Raw genomic sequence first — 17162 nt, forward strand, 5'->3', positions numbered from 1 at the left:
GGGTCGGGCGAGGGGCGGGCTCAGGCACCGCCCGGGTCCGGCGCCGTCCCGCGTCGGGCCCCGGCCGGGTCAGGCGCGAGGCGGGCAGACGGCCGCGAGGGCCGTGCGGAGGGCCTTGCGGTGCACGTCGTCGAGCCCTCCGCCGAGCGCTCCCCGCGCTTCGGTGACGAGGTGGCGGCAAGCGGGATCGTCGAGGGCGTCGGCTGCGTCGCCGATGGCGGGGATCAGCCGCGCGTCGATGGCGTCGATGCGCGGTCGCACCACGTTGGCGAGGTCGGGCGCGGTCGCGGGCGCCTCCTCCGGGTGGGCGCGCCAGCGGGCGAGGAGGGCATGCTGCACCTGCGTGCTCGCGGCGATCTGAGCCCGGATGATCCGCTCCGCGGCCACGGGATCGACCCCGTCCGCCCGCGCCACGCGGACGGTGGCGTCGACGACGGCCTGCTCCCGCACGGGATCCGTGACGGGCCTCCCGGACAGCCGCTTGGACGCGGCCACGTCGTCGGCCACCTCCAGGCGGTCGAGCACCGCCGCCGCGACGGCCGTCACCTCGCGCTGGGCGTCGGCTCCGACGCGCGGAGCAGCCAGGGCGGGCGTCGCCCCGCCCAGCGCGACGGCGAGGGAGACGAGGGACGCGATGACGACCCCGGGCGCGCGACGGATGCGACGGGTGCGACGGGAGGATGCGAGGGGCGCGTGACCGGGGCGGGGCAGGGAGCGCCGCGGCGACGGGATGCGGAGCGGGGCGCGGCGGGGCATGGCGGATCCGTTCGGGTTGGCGGCGGGGAGCGCGCGGGTGGCGACGACGGGGGGGGCACGGGTGCGGACGAGCAAAGCGCATCCGGCCGCTCGGCGTGCCCCGCGTCCACAGGCGGACCGGGGGGGCTCGGGCATGTGGACAGCCGGGACCGCGGCGAGCGCTCCCCGACCTAGCCTCGGCATCCCGGACGAGCTCGGCACGAGCCCGGCACCGTCCGCGGCTCGACCCGATCACGAGCCCGTCCCCACGGCCGGCGGCTGCCCCACGCCGTCGCGCCGCCGTGCCGCCCCGGCACCCACCCGAACAGAAGGAACCCCCATGAAGCTCCTCTCCCGCCGCGGATTCACGACGGTCGCCGCCGTCGCCGTCGTCGCCGCGCTCGGCCTCCAGGCTCCGGCACAGGCCGCGACGTCCGGCCACCCCCGCAACCCCGATCCCACGCTCGCCAGCATCTCCTCGATGACGGGTCCCGAGAAGGCGCACAAGACGCGCGTCCTCCCCACGGACGTCACCGGGTTCGGCGGCGGCACGATCTTCTACCCCACCAACACGCAGGGGAAGACCGTGGGCGCGGTGGTCCTGGCGCCGGGATTCACCGGCCTCAAGGGCAGCGTCGGCTGGTACGGCCCGGCGCTCGCCTCGCAGGGCTTCATCGTGCTCAACATGGACACGCTCGACACGGGCGACTTCCCGAACGCCCGCGCCGCCCAGATCGGCGCCGCCGTGGACTACCTCAAGGAGGCACCCGTGCTGAAGGGCCGCCTCGACCCGTCGCGCATCGCGGTCGCCGGGTACTCCATGGGCGGCGGCGGCGCCCTGAAGCTCGCGACCACGCATCCGGAGCTGAAGGCCGTGCTCGCGTTCGCTCCCTACTACGCGACCGACGACCTGAGCAGCACCGAGCTCCCCGCCGCGGGATCCATCACGACGCCGACGCTCATCATCACGGGGCAGGCGGACGACCTCGCGGTCCCCGCGACCTTCGGCCGGGCCTACTACGACCAGCTCCCGAAGTCGACGCCGCGCCAGTACCTCGAGCTGGCCGGTGCCACGCACGAGGCACCCCAGCACAAGAACGCGGACATCCTGAGCGCGTCGATCGCCTTCCTCAAGACGTTCGTCGACCAGGACCAGCGCTACGCGGGGTTCGCGTTCCCCGCCCCGCAGCGGGCCGGCCTCAGCGTGTCCGAGAGCGTCCGCTGACCCGACCGCACCCCGCACGACCGTGACGAGACGGCGACCGGCACCCGGTCGCCGTCTCGGCGTCTCGCCGTCTCGGCGTCTCGGCGCCTCGGCGCCTCGCAGCCGCGCGACCTCGCGCGCTCGCCCTGCATCGATCAGGAGCGCCGGGTCCGGTAGGGGCGCGATGCGATGCGGCGCGGCGCGGCGACGTCAGACCGGGCAGCGCACCTGGGTGCGGGGGCCCGAGCGGTCGATGTCGTGGTCCGGCATCGGCTTCCCGCACATGGGGCAGAGCCGGGACTGCGGCTCGGGCACCGGATCGTCGGTGTACGGCCCGAGGGGCGGCGCTCCGAGGTAGGGCCGCAGCCGCTCGTTGAACCGCTCGACCGCCGCGCCGAATCCCCGGGCCCGGCCGTCGCCCTCACTCTTACCGCGTGTCATAGTATTCAGTGTACGCGGTATTCGGACTCCGGCGCCCGGGCATCGCCGGACCGGCGAGCCATGACAGGAAGCGGGACGCGCATGAGCACCGACCCCCTCGCGCTCGAGAGCCAGGTCTGCTTCGCCGCCGTCCTCGCCGCGCGCACCGTCGTGTCGATCTACCGCCCGATCCTCGAGCCGCTCGGGCTCACCCATCCGCAGTACCTCGTCATGCTCGCCCTGTGGGAGCGCGACGGCCGGTCGATCTCCGACCTCGGATCCGCCCTGCAGCTGGAGCCCGCGACCCTCACGCCGCTGCTCAAGCGCCTCCAGGGCGCCGGGCTGGTGCGGCGCGCGCGGAGCGAGGAGGACGAGCGGGTAGTGCTCGTCACGCTCACCGACGACGGGCGGGCGCTGCGCGCGGAGGCCGAGCACGTGCCCGGACGGGTCGCCACGAGGACCGGCATGTCGGTCGCCGAGCTGACCGGGCTCCGCGACACCCTGCACCGCTTCGTCGACCGCCTGGGCGCCGCCTCCGCCTGACGCTCGCTCGACCGCATCCGGATCCGCGCACCTCCGCGGCAGCAGCAGCAGCCGCCGCGCCCGGAGGAGCGGCGGCTCAGGAGCCGGGTCGTCGCGGGGTGCTCCGGGTGGCCCGCCGGATGCAGAGCGCCGCGGCGGACGCGCACACCACGGCGGCGAGCACCGCCCCGGGCCAGCCGAGGCTCGGCTCCGCCCAGCACTCGCCGGGGATGCCCGCGTAGTCGCGGCAGCCGCCCGACCAGACGCCGACCGCGAGCACCCCGAGCGCGAGCAGCACGACGGCCGAGGCGCCCCAGAGCGCGCGCGGGCGGATCCTCATGCGGTGGTGCGCTCGGGGTCGGCGACGGCGGCGCGCATCACGCCCGACGGATCCACGAGCACGCGCGCGAAGGCCAGCTCGGCGGCGCCGATCATGAGCCGGTCGGGGCCGAGGGCCGCGCGGCGGATGCGGAGGGCCTCGCGGGCGCCGGGGAGCGCCTGGGCGGTGGCGCGGGCGAGGATCCGGTCGGGATCCGCCGCGTGCAGCGACCCGAGGAACCCGCCGAGCACCACGAGCGAGGGGTTGAAGATGTTGACCACGTTGCGGAGCGCCACGGCGAGGTTGTCGATCTGCCGCTCGACCTCCGCGGTGACCGCCTGGTCGCCGGCCGCGAGCGCCGCCGCGAGCACGTCGCCCAGCTCGTCGGCGCGCGAGCGCGGGAGCCCGGTGACCTCGAGCAGGGCGTCCTGGCCGACCGTCGTCTCCAGGCAGCCGACCGCGCCGCAGTGGCACAGCTCGCCCGCCGAGTCGACGAGCGTGTGGCCGAGCTCGCCGCCGTAGCCCTCCGCGCCGCCGAACGGACGGCGGCCGATGAGCACTCCCCCGCCGACGCCGCTCGCGCCGCCGTTGAGGTAGACGAGGTCGTCGACGTCGCGGCCGGATCCGAACCGCCCCTCCGCGACGGCCGCGAGGCTCGCGTCGTTGGCGGCGAGGGCCGGCAGCCCGGTCGCCTCCTCGAGGAGCGCCGCGAACGGCTCGTCGACCCAGCCGAGGTGCGGCGCGAGGCGCACGAGGCCGCCGTCGAACCGCACGAGCCCCGGGACGGCGACGCCGACGCCGAGGACACGCGCGCCGGGACGGGTCGCGCGGAGGTCGCTCCGCAGCTCGGCGATGATGTCGGCCGCGAGGCGCGCGGCCTCGGCGGCCGTGGGGATCCCGTCGGTGTCGCGGCGGAGACGCCGCTGGACCGTGCCGTCCAGGCCGACGAGGCCCACGGTGACGGCGTCGATCTCGGGGTTCACGGCGAAGACGACCACGCCCGGCTCGGCCGAGACGATGGGGCTCGGGCGGCCGACGCGGTTGGTGCCGGGCGGCTCGGACTCGACGACGAGGCCGAGGTCCTGCAGCTCGCCGACGAGCGCCGCGATGGTGGAGCGGTTGAGGCCCGTCTCGCGGGTCAGCTCGGAACGGGAGGCCGGCCCGGTCTCGTGGACGATCTGGAGCACGGTCGCGAGGTTGGACCGTCGGACGTGGTCCGGGGTGGTGCCGCGCGAGCGGGCGTCGCCGCCGGGCGGGAGCTCGCGGGAGCGCGGGTCGGGGGCGAGCGGGACGGCCCGGGCGGGGTCCGGGACCGGTGCGCCCGTCGCGGACGCGCCCTCGGCGTCGTCCGGCTCGAGCCCGGTCACTGGATCCCCACCCGACGAGGCTACCCGGCGGCGGCCGGGCGGGCGACGGCCGCGGCGCCCGCGAGGCCCTCCGCGGCCGACGGCCCCTGGAGCGCCTCCCGCACGCCCCGCTCGCGCCACGCCTCGAGCCGCGCACGCACGTCGTCGCGCCGCTCGTCGGCGAGCGCGGTGGCGTACGCGCGGTCGAGCACGTCGTCGATGTCGAGGCGTGCGCCCGTGTCCTTCGACTCGATCGCGGCCTCCACCATGGCGAGGCTCATCACGTTGCCGTGCACCTCGCCGTGCGGCCGCTCGCCCGTGCGGAGCGCGCGGACGAAGGCGCGCAGCGACCCGGCGATCTCCACGCCCACCGGGTCGACCGGTCCGGGCTCCGCGGGCGGCCCGTCGGGCGCCTCCGTGACGTCGCTCGTGGGCTCGTGGTCGCCGTCCCAGAGGGCCGTGCCGTGGGCGCCGCTCAGGCGCCAGGATCCGTTCCACGACGTCTCCGCGCCGGGGCTGCACCAGCTGCCCGTGTAGACGTACCGCACCCCGCCCTCGAAGGTGAAGACGGCGGTGGCCCCGGCGTCGCCGGCGTACCAGCTCCAGGCGGGGTTGTACGACTCGCAGTAGACGCTCACCGGATCGGCGTCGAGCAGGTACCGGACGGCGTCGAACTGGTGCACGGCCATGTCGAGGAGGAGCACGTCGTCCATCTCCTCGCGGAACCCGCCGAAGCGCGGCGCCTTGAAGAACTCCGTGGTGACGATGCCGACGCCGCCGAGGTCGGCCGCCCGCCGCTTGAGGGCGACGAGGTGGTCGTTGTAGCGGCGCGACTGGCTCACCATGAACAGCTCGCCCGTGATCTCGGCGGCGGCCGCGAGCGACAGCCCCTCCGCGACCGTGAGCGCGACGGGCTTCTCGCCGAGCACCGGCAGGCCCGCGAACAGCGCCTGCGTGGTGACGGGGTGGTGGGCGCGGGGGATGGTGACGTCGATCACCGCGTCCGGGCGCACCCGCTCGAGGAGCTCGCCGAGGTCGGTGGACGCCTCCGCGGACGCGCCGTGGGCCGACGCGCCCGCGCGGGCGGCCGCCTGATCGAGGTCGACGACGCCGACGAGCTCGACGTCGGGATCCTCCGCGATGGTGCGCAGCCACGCCTGCCCCATGCCGCCGGCGCCGACCTGCACCACGCGCAGGCGGGCGCCGTCCGCGGGGGCGACGACCCGGTGGGCGGGCGCGTCCGCGGACGTGCGCCGGGCGGTGTCCGTCATCGCTCCAGCGCCCCGGCGTAGTCGGCGCCCTGGAAGAACTCGCCCTGCTCGTAGCGCAGCAGCGTCGGCGTCTCGCGCTCGCGGTCGGGGCGCGCCCACTCGCAGGCGTTGGCGATCACGCGGCGGACGTCGGTGTGGTGGTACACGGGGAAGTCCTGGTCGCCGGGCGAGAAGAAGAAGATCCGGCCGAAGCCGCGGCGGTACGTCATGCCGCTGCGGAACACCTCGCCGCCGGTGAAGCCGGAGATGAACACGAGCTCGTCCGGGGTGGGCACGTCGAAGTACTCGCCGTACATCTCCTGCTCGTCGATGACGATCGGGTTCGGGACGCCGCGGGTGATGGGGTGCTGCGGGTTGACGGTCCACACCAGCTCGCGGTCGTGCTCGCTGCGCCAGCGGAGGGTGCACGTCGTGCCCATGAGCTTCGTGAAGATCTTCGACCAGTGCCCGGAGTGCAGCACGATGAGGCCCATGCCCGCGAGCACGTGGCGGTGCACGCGCTCGACGATCTCGTCCTCCACCTCCGCGTGGGCCGCGTGGCCCCACCAGGTGAGGACGTCCGTGCGGGCGAGCAGCTCCTCGGTGAGGCCGTGCTCGGGCTGGTCCATGGTCGCGATCTCGACGACGGCCTCGGGCAGGTTCTCCTGCACGCCCTCGGCGACGGCGCCGTGCATGCCCGTGGGGTAGCGCTCCTGCACGTGCTGCTCGATCCGCTCGTGGCGGTTCTCGCCCCAGACGGTGACGCGGAGGGGGGTGGGGGTGTCGGTCATGGTGTCTCTCTCTCGGAGGTGTCGTGCGGAGGGTCGGGAGGGGCGCGTCCCGTCGGGGGCGCGCGGCCGCGGGAGGCCGGTCACTTGACGGCGCCGCCCGTCGCGCCGGCCGCGATGAAGCGCTGCGCCGCGAGGAGCAGCACGATCGCGGGGAGCGAGGCGAGCACGGCCGTCGCCATCACCGTGCTCCAGTCGGCGGTGTACGTCCCGATGTACTGGTAGATCCCGAGGGTGATCGGGCGCACGTCGTCGGTGGTGGTGAGCGTCAGCGCGAACAGGAAGTCGCTCCAGGTGAACAGGAACGTGAAGAGCCCGGCCGTGATGACCGCGTTGAGGCTGACCGGCAGCACGATCGAGCGGAACGCCCGGAAGTTGCCGGCGCCGTCCACCTTGGCGGCCTCGATGATCGACGGCGGGATGTTCGCCATGAACGCCCGCATGATGAGGATCGCGAACGGGATGCCCGCGGTGGAGTCGGCGAGGATCAGGCCCGGGATGGAGTTGAGCAGACCCACGTCGTTGTACGCGGCGTAGAGCGCGTTGGCGACGACGATGCCGGGGATCATCTGCGAGATGAGGATCCCGAACAGCACGGCGTTGATCCAGCGGAACCTGAACTGCGCCAGCGCGTAGGCGGCCGGGGTGGCGATGGCGAGGCTGAGCACCACGCTGCCGAGGGCGATCACGAGGCTCGTGCCGAGCGCCCGTCCCTGCTCGCGGAGCGCCGTCGCGTAGCCCTCGAACTGCGCCTCGAACGGGAACCAGGCGGCCTCGATGGCGGGGCCGGCCGGCTGCAGCGAGATGTTGATCATCCAGTAGACGGGGAACAGCATCAGGGCGAGGATCGCGATCCCGACGACCGTGGAGATCCAGCTGCGGTCGGCGCGCGGCCGCCGGGATCCCACGGGCTGCGGCGATGGCCCGCGGGACCGCCCGCGGGGGCGGACGGGGACGACGGTGTCACTCATCGACGGCCTTCCTGTTCGCGCGGAGGTAGACCACCGCGAACACCGCCGAGATGGCGATGAGGATGTTGCTGAGGGCGGCGCCCGATCCGAAGTCGAACTGCTGGAACGAGAGCGTGTACGACTGCGTCGCGATGGTCTGCGTCGCGTTCGCGGGGCCGCCGTTCGTGAGGCCGAGGATGATGTCGAGCACCTTGATCGTGTAGACGACGCCGAGCACGAGCACCACGCCCACCACGGGCCGCAGCAGCGGCCAGGTGATGTACCGGAAGCTCCGCCAGCCGGTCGCCCCGTCGAGGGAGCCCGCCTCGTACAGCTCCGGCGGGATGTCCTGCAGGCCGCCGTAGAGGATCGTCGTGTTGAACGGGATCCCGATCCACACGTTCACCGCGATCACCGTGATGAGCGCGAACGCGGGGCTCGTGAGCCACGGCACCGGGTCCTGCACGACGCCCGCGCCGAGCAGGAACTGGTTGAGCACGCCGGAGTCCTGGTCGAGGATCCACTTCCACACCGCGCTGGAGACGATGAGCGGCAGGAGCCACGGCAGGAGCAGCAGCGCCCGGAGCAGCCCGTTGAGCGGGAACGACCGGCGGAAGAACAGCGCGAGCACGAGCCCGATGACGAACTGGCCGAGGATCGAGCCCGCGGTGAAGAGGAACGTGTTGAGGAGGGCGGTCGAGAAGATCCCCGAGGAGACCACGGACGCGTAGTTCGCGAACCCGACCCATGGCGCCTCGCCCGTGTAGAACGTGGTCGTCGTGTACTCCTGGAAGCTCATGACGACGTTCTTCACGACGGGGAAGCCGAAGAAGAGGACGAGGTAGACGACCGCCGGCACCAGGAACATCGCCTGGAAGAAGCGCTCCCACCTCCAGCGGGGTCGGCGGCGCACGGGCCGCGGCGCGTCGGCCGCGGCACCGGCGCCCCGGTCCCGCCCGGTCGCCGGGGCGGCGGGGCGGGCCGGGACGGCGGTCGTCGCCATCAGCCCTGCTCGGCGTTCTTCAGCGCGTCCTCCGGTGAGGACTGCCCGGTCAGCGCCGACTGCACGGCCGTGTAGATCTTGGTGGCGGCCTTCGGCCACTCCTCGCCGAGCTCGCCGGTGCGGGCGCGGGCGTCGGCGACGAGGTCGACGAACACCTGCTCCTCGGGCACCTGCTCGCCGAACTGCGTGGCGACCGCGGTCTTGGACGGGATGGTGAAGCGCTTGGTGGCCATGTCGAGCTGGTTCTCGTCGCTGTTCAGGCACTCGACGACCTTCGCGGCGATCGCCTGCTTGGCCTCGTCGCCCGTCTGCGGGACGGTCCACACCTCGCCGCCGAGCGGGGCGACGGACGTGCCGCCGGCCTCGGGGGCGGGGATGCTGGCGATGCCGTACTCGACGCCCGACTCGGTGAGGGCGGGGATCTGCCACGGGCCGTTGACCATCATCGCCGTCTTGCCGGCCATGAACTGGTCGTTGACGTCGGCCTGGGTCCAGTTGACGACGCTCTGCGAGGCGGAGCCGTCCGCCACGAGGTCGGTCCAGAGCTGCAGGGCCTCCGCGGTCTCGGGCGTGGCGATGTCCTTCTCGTCGCCGCCGTTGGACCACATGAACGGCAGGAACTGCCAGGTGCCCTCGTAGGTGGCGTTGGCGTCCATGGCGATGCCGTAGCGGTCGCCCTCGGTGAGCGCGGCGGACGCGGTCTTCAGCTCGTCCCACGTGGTGGGCGGCTGGATGCCGGCGTCGGCCAGCATCTGCGTGTTGTAGAAGAGCGCGATGGTGTTGACCGTGGGCGCGAGCCCGTAGGTCTTGCCCTCGTAGGTGCCGGCGTCCACGACGCCCTGCGCGTAGCCGTCGGTGGAGATGCCGAAGTCCTCGAGCGGGGCGAGCGCGCCGGTCGCGGCGATCTGCTGCAGGTCGGGGTTGTCGAGCATGAGCACGTCGGGGAGGGTCCGCGACGAGGCCTGCTGCAGCACCTTCTGGATGAGGCTCGAGCCCGGGATCGAGGTGCGCTTGATGGTCACGTCGAGCGACTCGCCGCACTTCGTGAGCGTCTCGCCGATCACCTCGTTGTCGTTGCCCTCGTTGTAGTAGTCGGTGACGGTGATCTCCGAGGGGCTGCCGCCCGAGGAGGATCCGCCACCGCCACCGCCGGAGCAGCCGGCGAGGACGAGGGGGAATGCGGCCGCGAGGGCTGCGGCGCCGACGAGGCGGCGGCGGGCGGTGGATCGAGGGGACATCGCGTGGTCTCTTCCTTGAGGTGGCGGTGGGTCGAGGCGTCGACGACACCGTGATCCGCCAGCTCCGCGCGCATCCGGGAGGCGTCGTCGCGCACCCGATGGCGGCGACGCTAACACCGGATCAGGGCTCGTGTAAAGCGGTTAACCACAAACGTTGCCTCGCGGCCCTCTCTACGCGCGGCGGCCGGGGCCGGATGATGTGGAGCACCCCGAAGCTCGAGGAGGAGCCCGTGCGCAAGCTGACCGCAGGTCTGTTCATGTCCGTCGACGGCGTCGTGGAGTCGCCGAACCTGTTCCAGTTCGACAGCTTCGACGCGGAGCTCGGCGCCGGCATGGGGCGGCTGATGAGCACGGTGACCACGGCCGTGCTCGGTCGGCACGGCTACGAGGAGTGGTCGTCCCACTGGCCCGAGGCCCCGGCCGACGACGCGTTCGGCGCGTTCATCAACCCCATCGAGAAGCTCGTCGCCTCGCGCACGCTCACGGGCGACCTCGGGTGGAACGCGACGCTCATCGAGGGCGACGTCGTCGCGGCCCTCACCGCGCTGAAGCGGACGGACGGCGGCGACATCTCCCTGTTCGGGACGATCTCGCTGACCCGGCAGCTGCTATTCGCGGGGGTGCTCGACGAGCTGACGCTCATGATGCACCCGGTCGTCGCGGGATCCGGCCGCCGGCTGTTCGAGCCCGACGACCCGACGACGCGCCTGACCCTCGTCCGCTCCGAGATCACGAGCGCCGGGAACGTACTGCTCACCTACGCGCTGCGCGCCTGACCCGTCGCCGGCGGGTCGGAGGGCGCGTCAGGCCGGCGGGGCGCGTCAGGCCGGCGGGGCGCGTCAGGCCGGACGGGCGACCGGCTCGCGGACGAGGTTCTCGAGGGGCTCCCCGACGAGGTGCCGGCGGAGCTGCGCCACGAGCAGGGCGGCCTGCCGGCCGTCCACGTCCCGCGTGTTCCGGCCCACGTGCGGCGTGACGATCGCACCCGGCAGCGTCCGCAGGGGGTGGCCGGCCGGGAGCGGATCCGGGTCGACGACGTCGAGGGCGGCGCGCAGGCGCCCCGACGCGACCTCGCGGACGAGGGCGTCGGTCACCACGAGGCGGCCGCGACCCACGTTCACGACGAGGGCCCCGTCCGGCAGGAGCCCCAGGAGGCGCGCGTCCACCAGCCCCTCGGTCTCCGCCGTGAGCGGCACGGCGAGCACGAGGACGTCCGCCGCGGGGAGCAGCGAGGGGAGCTCGGCGACCCCGTGGATCCGGTCGACGCCGTCCCTGCGGGCCGAGCGGGCGACGCGCACGAGGTCGACCCCGAAGGGCGCCAGCAGGTCGGCCACGGCCCGGCCGATGCCGCCGGCACCGACCACGACGACCCGGCTGCCGCGCAGGCCCGGAGAGGCGAGGTCCTCCTCCCACGCGCCCGCCCGCAGCGCGTCGCCGTGCCGGACGAGGTCGCGGCGCGCGGCGAGCGCGAGGGCCAGGACGAGCTCCGCGACGCTCGCGTCGGCGACGCCCGCCGACGTCGCCACCTGCACGCCGTCGAGGTCGAAGCGGGCCAGCCAGTCGATGCCGCCGGTGAGGACCTGCATCATGCGGAGGGCCGGCAGGCTCCCGAGGGCCGCCCACCCCGTCGCGCCGAGGGAGTGCGGGAGCGGGGGGATGCACGCCTCGACGCGGTCGAGCACGTCGGGAGCGAGGACGGTGCCCGGGGTCAGCCAGGCGACCTCGCGCCCGTGGGCCGTCGCGAGCGCGACCAGGTCGGCCTCGCCGGGCAGGACGCCGGGTCCGGCGAGGAGCAGCACGGGAGCGGGCAGGGCAGCGGTCACGGGATCCTCTGGATCGTTCGGGTCGACGGTCGGGGATAGACCCTCGCCGAAGCCGGAGGAGGCGCGCGCGGACTGTCCACGGGTGCGCCCGCGGCCGCGCGACCGGGATCAGTCCCGGCGGACCGCCCCGACCGGCGGCAGGAGGCCCTGCTCCGCGGCGGCCGCGCGCGCGATCAGCAGGGTCGGGTCCTCGACCCCGCCCGCGGCGATCATCGCGTCCAGCTCCGCCACGGGCATGCGCACGAGGCGCACCTGCTCGGACGGGTCGGAGCGGTCGGCCGTGCCCGCGGCGGTGGGAGCCGTGCACGCGAAGACGTGCACGAGCCAGGACGCCCGCCCAGGGTTGACGGCGTACGTGCGCAGGTGCCGGAGGTCGGGCGCGACGAGGCCCAGCTCCTCCTCGAGCTCGCGGCGGGCGGCGTCCTCGGGCCGTTCGCCCGCGTCGCCCGCGCCGCCGGGGAGGTCGAGGATCCACCGCCCGAGCGGGTGCCGGTACTGCCGCGAGAGCACGACCTCGTCCCCGTCGACCACGAGGGTCGCGACCGCGAAGGGCACGCTCTCGTCCACCTCGTAGCGCGAGGCGCTGCCATCCGGCAGCAGCACGTCCTGCTCGACGAGGACGACGCGGCCGCGATGCAGGTCGCGTCGTCCGGTCGTGGTCCAGAGGGGCTCGGCCGCGGCCGACGGCGCGATCACAGCGCCGCGCCCACGACGAGGCCGAGGCCCGCGGCGGCGATGCAGGCGACGAGCATCCCGAGGCCGTTCGCGAGGGCCGCGACCGGACGGCCCGCCTGCGCGAGGCGCACCGTCTCGACGCTCGCGGTGCTGAAGGTCGTGTATCCGCCCATCAGGCCGCCGCCGAGGATGAGCAGGAGGTCGTGCGGGAGGCCGGCCTGCGCGGCCGCGCCGGTGAGGAGGCCGAGCCCGAGCGATCCCGTGACGTTGATGACCGTAATGCCCACGGGGTACGCCGTCCGGATCCGGCCGCGGATGAGGCCGTCGAGGAGCAGGCGCAGGGCGGATCCGACACCGCCGGCCACGCAGATCAGCGCGAACACGAGCGGGCCGGTCATGACGCGGACTCCGCGTCGCGGCCGGCCGCGGTGCGCCGGTGGAGGGCCGCACCCGCCGCGATCCCGGCGACGGACGCCGTCGCGCCCGCGACGAGGGTGAGCCCCGCGTAGGCGAGCGCCGTACCGAGGGCGGGCCCCGCGAGCACGGCGGCGTCCGTGGCGAGCGAGCTGTAGGTGGTGAAGCCGCCGAGGACGCCCGTCCCCACGAGGAGGCGGACCACCCGGCGGCGGCCCTCGTCGGGACCCCGCCTCGCGAGCCGCTCCAGCAGGGCGCCGAGCGCGAAGGCGCCGACGACGTTGATCAGGAGGATCGTCACGGGGATGCCGCCGGCGGGTGCCGGCCAGGTGAGGGCGAGCGCCTCGCGGATGCCCGTGCCCGCGGCGCCGCCGAGCGCGACGAGCCCGAGGGAGGACCAGCGCAGGTGCACCGGGCGGGCCGGGTCCGCCGTGCCGGCAGGGCCGCCCGCGGGGACAGCGCCGCCGGGCTGCCGGGCGGATGGTCGGTCGTCGCTCATGGGCCTCCCCTCTCCGATGGCATCGCGGTGCCGTGAGACAGGGACCGTCGTCGACGCGATGTCGAGGTCCGGGGACGGCGAGCCCCACCGCCGCGCCTCCCGCGGGAGGCCCCTCCCGCACGGAGGACGCCCCATTGAACCACGGCCGTGGCGGACGACGGAGGGCGGGCGACGCCCCCTTGCCAGAGGCATGACCCCGGAGTCAAGGGGTCCCCGCGAAGCTGGCGGTGGATCGGGCCGCCTCCGTAGCCTGGGCGTGCGGAGATCGAGCCGACCGCCGCGGATCCGGACCCGGACACGTCGCACCACGGTGCGGCGCGCCACGCGACCGGCGCCGCGCGGGCCCCGGCGAGCACACGCGCGCGACCCGGGACGGCGCAGGTTCCGCGCCGTCCCGGGCTCCCGGTCGGCACGGCGATCAGCCGAAGCGGTACAGGTCCACGTCCTCGACGGGCGCGTCGTCGCAGAACCCGGCCGACTCCTCCTCGACGCGCTCGCGCACCTCGAAGCGGACGACGGAGCGCGGCGTCACGAGGATGGACACCTCCCCCTGCGACGCGGTGGAGAAGTCGACGAACCGCGACCCGTCGGTGACGGCGGCGACGATGCGCGACTTGAGCTCGGCGACGTCCTGGTCGTCGGCGAGCTGGAACGGATGTCCGTCGATGCGGATGCTGGTCGTGCTGTCCATGTGGCCCCCGAGGTTCCGGTGCCGGGTGAGGCCCGACGTACCTGACGAGCAGCCCACGGGGTCCGGGCGGGCGTGCACGCCGTGGCTCCGATGCTCAGCCCGACGGAGCGCCGGCGCCGCCCCCTTGACAGCAGCGGGAGGGAGCGCGACGCCGACGCCCCGTGGCCGCGGGGAGCGCGGGCCGGTACCGTCGCACCATGAACGCGCACGGCATCGTCGCCCCGCCCCCACCCGCCGACGGGCAGGCGGTCCGCGGGCCCGCCTCCTACTTCCCGAGCATCGAGCGGACGTACGGGCAGCCGGTCCAGCACTGGATCGACCTCGCAGACGGCCGTCTCGACCAGGAGCCGCACATGCAGGTCGTGGCGTGGCTGAAGGCCGAGCACGGCCTCGGGCACGGGCACGCCAACGCGGTCGTCGCCTTCGTGAAGGCCGCGCGCTCCTCCGGCTGACGGGTCCCGTCCGGCCGGCCCCGTCCCGTGCCGCCCGGGCCCACCCGGCCCGCATGGGCCCCGCCCCGTAGCCTGGGCGCATGCGGACCCGCCGGATCGTCGTCGCCGTGCCGGCCGCGCTCCTCGCCGGCCTCGCGGCAGTGCTCCTCGCGAGCGAGGGGATCCACCGGCTCGCGAGCACGCGCGGCCTCGGCCGCCTGCGCCGCGAGGTCGGCCGCGAGGCGGTCGTCGTCCTGGGGTTCGGGGACGCCGGCCCGAGCGCGAACCGCGTCAACCGGTACCGCGTGCGCGCGGCGCTGCGCTCCATGGACCCGCGGGCGACGTCGACCGTGCTCGTCCTCTGCGGCGGATCCGTGCGGGGCGAGGAGCCCGAGGCCCGGATCCTCGCCCGCCACGCCCGCGAGTCGCTGGGCTACACGGGCCCGGTCGCGCTCGACGAGACGAGCCGGAGCACCCGGGAGAACGTGGCGAACGCGATCCTGCTCGTCGAGCACGCCGACACCATCCGCATCGTCTCCGATCCCGTCCACGCCGAGGAGGCGCGCCGCATCCTGCGCGGGCTCCGGCCGGACCTCGCCGCGCGGCTGGCCCGCGCCCAGGACTACCGGTTCGGCGAGGTGGCGTGGATGAAGCCGCTCGCCATCGTCGTCGCCGTCCTGCGGCGCCTGCGGGACCGCGCCGAGCCCCGCGCCTGACCGACGGGCCCGATACCGCATCCGCCGTCCGCGCGCGCGATCCCTCCCCCGCACGCAGCCGCATCCCCAGGCCGGATCCGCGCGCCGACCCGGGCGGCTAGCGTCACGCGGTGAGCACCCTCCGCCCTCTCCTCGTGATGGACTACGCCTTCTCCTACCTCGGCGGCGCGCAGACGGCCGTCGTCCAGCAGGCGCTCGCGCTCGCGCGCGCCGGACACGCGGTCACGGTCGCGGCGCCCGACGCGGGCTCGGTGACCGCGCTGCGCGGCACGGGCGTGACGCTCCACGACGTCGCGCCCTCCGTGCCGGTGCCGCTGCTGGGGCTGCCGCTCATCCGCGCCGACGCCGCCACGCGCCGCGACCTCGCCGCGCTGATGGACGAGGCCGGGACCGACCTCGTCCTCACGCACTCCGAGCACGGGCTCGCCGCGACCGCGCTGCGGCTCGGCCGCGAGCGCGGCATCCGGACGCTGCACACCGTGCACACGTTCTTCCTGCGCGGCCCGGCGTGGGGCGGCCTCCTCGCCCCCGCCGTGACGGCGATCCACCGCACGATGACCGGGCTGCCGGATCCGCGCGTGCGACTCGCCCCGCGGCGGCTCGACAGCGCCCTGCGCGGCATGACGCTCGCCGCCTGCCGCGAGGCCGACGTCGTGCTCTCCCCTTCCGCGCACCAGGCCGCCGCGCTCCGTCGCGCGGGCCTCGGCGCCGTGGAGGTGCTGTCGAACACCAGCTGCACGGCGCGCGGGGCATCCGCCGCGCTCCCGGACTCCCGTGCGCTCCGGCTGGTGTGGGCGGCCCGGTTCGCGCCGGAGAAGCGGCTCGACGTGATGCTGCGGGCGGTGGCCCTGGTCGGCGAGCGCCGGGGGCCGGACGCCGTCCACCTCGACGTCGCGGGCGGGCGCCCGCGGGCCGCCGTCCCGCCCGGCGTCACGGTGCACGGCCGCGTGTCGACCGCCGAGGTGGCCGCGCTCCTCCGTGGCGCGCACGCCGCCGTGGTCACCTCCCACGGCTTAGACAACCAGCCCATGATCGCGATGGAGGCCTTCGCCGAGCACCGGCCGGTGATCGTCAGCGACCCGGTCCTCGCGGCCGAGTTCGGCGACGCCGCGCTGCCGACGGACGGGCCGGACGCGGAGGGACTGGCCCGGACGATCCTGCGGCTCGCCGCGGACCGGCGCCTGCTCGACGCCCCGGCGCGCGCCGCGGGCCGCCTCGCCGCCGAGGTCGCGCCGGAGGCCCACGCGCGCGGCGTCGAGGAGGCGCGGCGGCGGGCGCGGGACGCCCGCCGCGGATCCGGACCGGGCCGCGCCTGACGGGGAGTCGGCGCATGCGGGCGGGAGCACGCGGGCACCCGTCCCCGTGGACAGTGGGACGCGCGGGCGGACGGGCTCATGGGAACGTCGTCTCCCGTGCGCATCCTCCTCTCCGTCGTCCGCCTGGCCACCGCGGTCGCCGCCCTCGTCGGCGTCGTCGCCCAGTACCTCGTCAACCTCGCCTACTGGCAGGGGCTCGGCGTCACCGGCGTCGCCGGGAAGACGCTCGACTTCCTGCTGTTCTTCACCATCGAGTCGAACCTCCTCGGCATGGTCGTCCTGGTCGTCGGCGGCGTGCGGCTCCTCCGCGGCCGGGTCGCCGACCCGAGCACCGCCTGGGTCACGCTGCGGCTCGCGACCACCGTGTACCTCCTCATCACGGGCCTCGTGTGGAACGCGCTGCTCCGCGGCCAGCCGGGCCCGCCCGAGCTCGAGCTCGACTGGGCCAACCAGATCGTGCACGTGGCCGTCCCCGCGATCGTGCTGCTCGACTGGCTCGTGGCGCCGGACCGCCGCCCGCTCCGCACCGGCGCCCTCGGGCGCGTGATCCTGTTCCCGCTCGCGTGGGTGCTCGTCACGCTCCTCCGGGGGCCCGTCACGGGCGACCAGGTGCACGGCTCCGCCACCTACTACCCGTACGGGTTCCTCGACCCGGCGTCGTCGCCCGACGGGTACGGCATGGTCGCCGCGTACGTGCTCGGCCTCACGGCGGTGGTGTGCGCCATCACGCTCGCGCTGATCCGGACCTCCCGCCGACGAGCAGCGCCCATCCCCCTCCCCGTGGCGGTCCCCGCTATACGCTGAGGACGCGCCCGCCCGGCG

At 75.0% G+C, this 17162-nt stretch carries 21 protein-coding genes; 7 read left to right on the plus strand and 14 right to left on the minus strand.

What is annotated here, in order from left to right; translation table 11 throughout:
- Positions 1–69 precede the first annotated feature (69 nt).
- Positions 70–756, minus strand: a complete 687-nt coding sequence (gene aroQ / locus AC07VC_RS00615) for a gamma subclass chorismate mutase AroQ (RefSeq protein ID WP_494674814.1) — start codon at positions 754–756, stop codon at positions 70–72.
- Between the two features lie 319 nt (positions 757–1075).
- On the opposite strand from aroQ, the gene AC07VC_RS00620 reads away from it, so the two are divergent.
- On the plus strand, positions 1076–1960 hold the full coding sequence (locus AC07VC_RS00620) for an alpha/beta hydrolase family protein (protein WP_317230723.1): 885 nt from the start codon (positions 1076–1078) through the stop codon (positions 1958–1960).
- Between the two features lie 189 nt (positions 1961–2149).
- On the opposite strand, the gene AC07VC_RS00625 is transcribed toward AC07VC_RS00620, so the two are convergent.
- Positions 2150–2380, minus strand: coding sequence for a hypothetical protein (locus AC07VC_RS00625; RefSeq protein WP_317230724.1), 231 nt, complete (start codon positions 2378–2380; stop codon positions 2150–2152).
- Between the two features lie 81 nt (positions 2381–2461).
- On the opposite strand from AC07VC_RS00625, the gene AC07VC_RS00630 reads away from it, so the two are divergent.
- The gene (locus AC07VC_RS00630) at positions 2462–2902 is read left to right on the plus strand and encodes a MarR family winged helix-turn-helix transcriptional regulator (protein ID WP_094114761.1); all 441 of its coding nucleotides are present in this window, start codon (positions 2462–2464) and stop codon (positions 2900–2902) included.
- Positions 2903–2978: 76 nt separating this feature from the next.
- On the opposite strand, the gene AC07VC_RS00635 is transcribed toward AC07VC_RS00630, so the two are convergent.
- The 7 genes from AC07VC_RS00635 to AC07VC_RS00665 form a co-directional block, all read right to left on the minus strand.
- Positions 2979–3221 (minus strand): hypothetical protein, encoded by a 243-nt coding sequence (locus AC07VC_RS00635; RefSeq protein ID WP_494674813.1) that lies wholly within the window; start codon positions 3219–3221, stop codon positions 2979–2981.
- On the minus strand, positions 3218–4567 hold the full coding sequence (locus tag AC07VC_RS00640; RefSeq protein ID WP_494674812.1) for an ROK family protein: 1350 nt from the start codon (positions 4565–4567) through the stop codon (positions 3218–3220). The genes AC07VC_RS00635 and AC07VC_RS00640 overlap by 4 nt, the downstream gene beginning before the upstream one ends.
- A 20-nt stretch (positions 4568–4587) precedes the next feature.
- On the minus strand, positions 4588–5817 hold the full coding sequence (locus tag AC07VC_RS00645) for a Gfo/Idh/MocA family protein (RefSeq protein ID WP_494674811.1): 1230 nt from the start codon (positions 5815–5817) through the stop codon (positions 4588–4590).
- Positions 5814–6587, minus strand: a complete 774-nt coding sequence (locus tag AC07VC_RS00650; RefSeq protein WP_104290402.1) for a ThuA domain-containing protein — start codon at positions 6585–6587, stop codon at positions 5814–5816. Before AC07VC_RS00650 ends, AC07VC_RS00645 begins: the two co-directional genes overlap by 4 nt.
- An 80-nt stretch (positions 6588–6667) precedes the next feature.
- Positions 6668–7555, minus strand: a complete 888-nt coding sequence (locus AC07VC_RS00655) for a carbohydrate ABC transporter permease (protein ID WP_396335526.1) — start codon at positions 7553–7555, stop codon at positions 6668–6670.
- Entirely contained in the window at positions 7548–8537 is a 990-nt protein-coding gene (locus AC07VC_RS00660) for a carbohydrate ABC transporter permease (protein WP_494674810.1), read from the minus strand. Before AC07VC_RS00660 ends, AC07VC_RS00655 begins: the two co-directional genes overlap by 8 nt.
- A complete protein-coding gene (locus AC07VC_RS00665) occupies positions 8537–9775 on the minus strand; it encodes a sugar ABC transporter substrate-binding protein (RefSeq protein WP_317229981.1) in 1239 nt (412 codons plus the stop codon). The genes AC07VC_RS00660 and AC07VC_RS00665 overlap by 1 nt, the downstream gene beginning before the upstream one ends.
- Before the next feature lie 230 nt (positions 9776–10005).
- On the opposite strand from AC07VC_RS00665, the gene AC07VC_RS00670 reads away from it, so the two are divergent.
- The gene (locus AC07VC_RS00670) at positions 10006–10551 is read left to right on the plus strand and encodes a dihydrofolate reductase family protein (protein WP_494674809.1); all 546 of its coding nucleotides are present in this window, start codon (positions 10006–10008) and stop codon (positions 10549–10551) included.
- 63 nt (positions 10552–10614) lie between these two features.
- Here the strand turns inward: AC07VC_RS00670 and AC07VC_RS00675 are convergent, their stop codons facing one another.
- The 5 genes from AC07VC_RS00675 to AC07VC_RS00695 form a co-directional block, all read right to left on the minus strand.
- Positions 10615–11598, minus strand: a complete 984-nt coding sequence (locus AC07VC_RS00675) for an NAD(P)-dependent oxidoreductase (RefSeq protein ID WP_494674808.1) — start codon at positions 11596–11598, stop codon at positions 10615–10617.
- 108 nt (positions 11599–11706) lie between these two features.
- Positions 11707–12294: an NUDIX hydrolase gene (locus AC07VC_RS00680; protein ID WP_494674807.1), complete on the minus strand. Its 588-nt coding sequence runs from the start codon at positions 12292–12294 to the stop codon at positions 11707–11709.
- Positions 12291–12671, minus strand: a complete 381-nt coding sequence (locus AC07VC_RS00685; RefSeq protein WP_494674806.1) for a fluoride efflux transporter FluC — start codon at positions 12669–12671, stop codon at positions 12291–12293. Before AC07VC_RS00685 ends, AC07VC_RS00680 begins: the two co-directional genes overlap by 4 nt.
- Positions 12668–13186: a fluoride efflux transporter FluC gene (locus tag AC07VC_RS00690; RefSeq protein WP_494724444.1), complete on the minus strand. Its 519-nt coding sequence runs from the start codon at positions 13184–13186 to the stop codon at positions 12668–12670. Before AC07VC_RS00690 ends, AC07VC_RS00685 begins: the two co-directional genes overlap by 4 nt.
- 418 nt (positions 13187–13604) lie before the next feature.
- Positions 13605–13877: a hypothetical protein gene (locus AC07VC_RS00695; RefSeq protein ID WP_317229987.1), complete on the minus strand. Its 273-nt coding sequence runs from the start codon at positions 13875–13877 to the stop codon at positions 13605–13607.
- Positions 13878–14074: 197 nt separating this feature from the next.
- Here AC07VC_RS00695 and AC07VC_RS00700 point away from each other — a divergent pair, with 197 nt between their 5' ends.
- The 4 genes from AC07VC_RS00700 to AC07VC_RS00715 all read left to right on the plus strand — a co-directional run bounded on the left by AC07VC_RS00700 (position 14075) and on the right by AC07VC_RS00715 (position 17144).
- Positions 14075–14329 (plus strand): DUF4287 domain-containing protein, encoded by a 255-nt coding sequence (locus AC07VC_RS00700; protein WP_317229988.1) that lies wholly within the window; start codon positions 14075–14077, stop codon positions 14327–14329.
- Positions 14330–14409: 80 nt separating this feature from the next.
- The gene (locus AC07VC_RS00705) at positions 14410–15024 is read left to right on the plus strand and encodes a YdcF family protein (RefSeq protein WP_494674804.1); all 615 of its coding nucleotides are present in this window, start codon (positions 14410–14412) and stop codon (positions 15022–15024) included.
- A 110-nt stretch (positions 15025–15134) separates the two neighbouring features.
- Positions 15135–16340, plus strand: coding sequence for a glycosyltransferase family 4 protein (locus AC07VC_RS00710; protein WP_494674803.1), 1206 nt, complete (start codon positions 15135–15137; stop codon positions 16338–16340).
- Positions 16341–16418: 78 nt separating this feature from the next.
- Positions 16419–17144: a Pr6Pr family membrane protein gene (locus tag AC07VC_RS00715; protein WP_494674802.1), complete on the plus strand. Its 726-nt coding sequence runs from the start codon at positions 16419–16421 to the stop codon at positions 17142–17144.
- Positions 17145–17162: the final 18 nt, after the last annotated feature.

This window comes from Clavibacter sp. GW821-FHT01D01 (genome assembly GCF_059422605.1).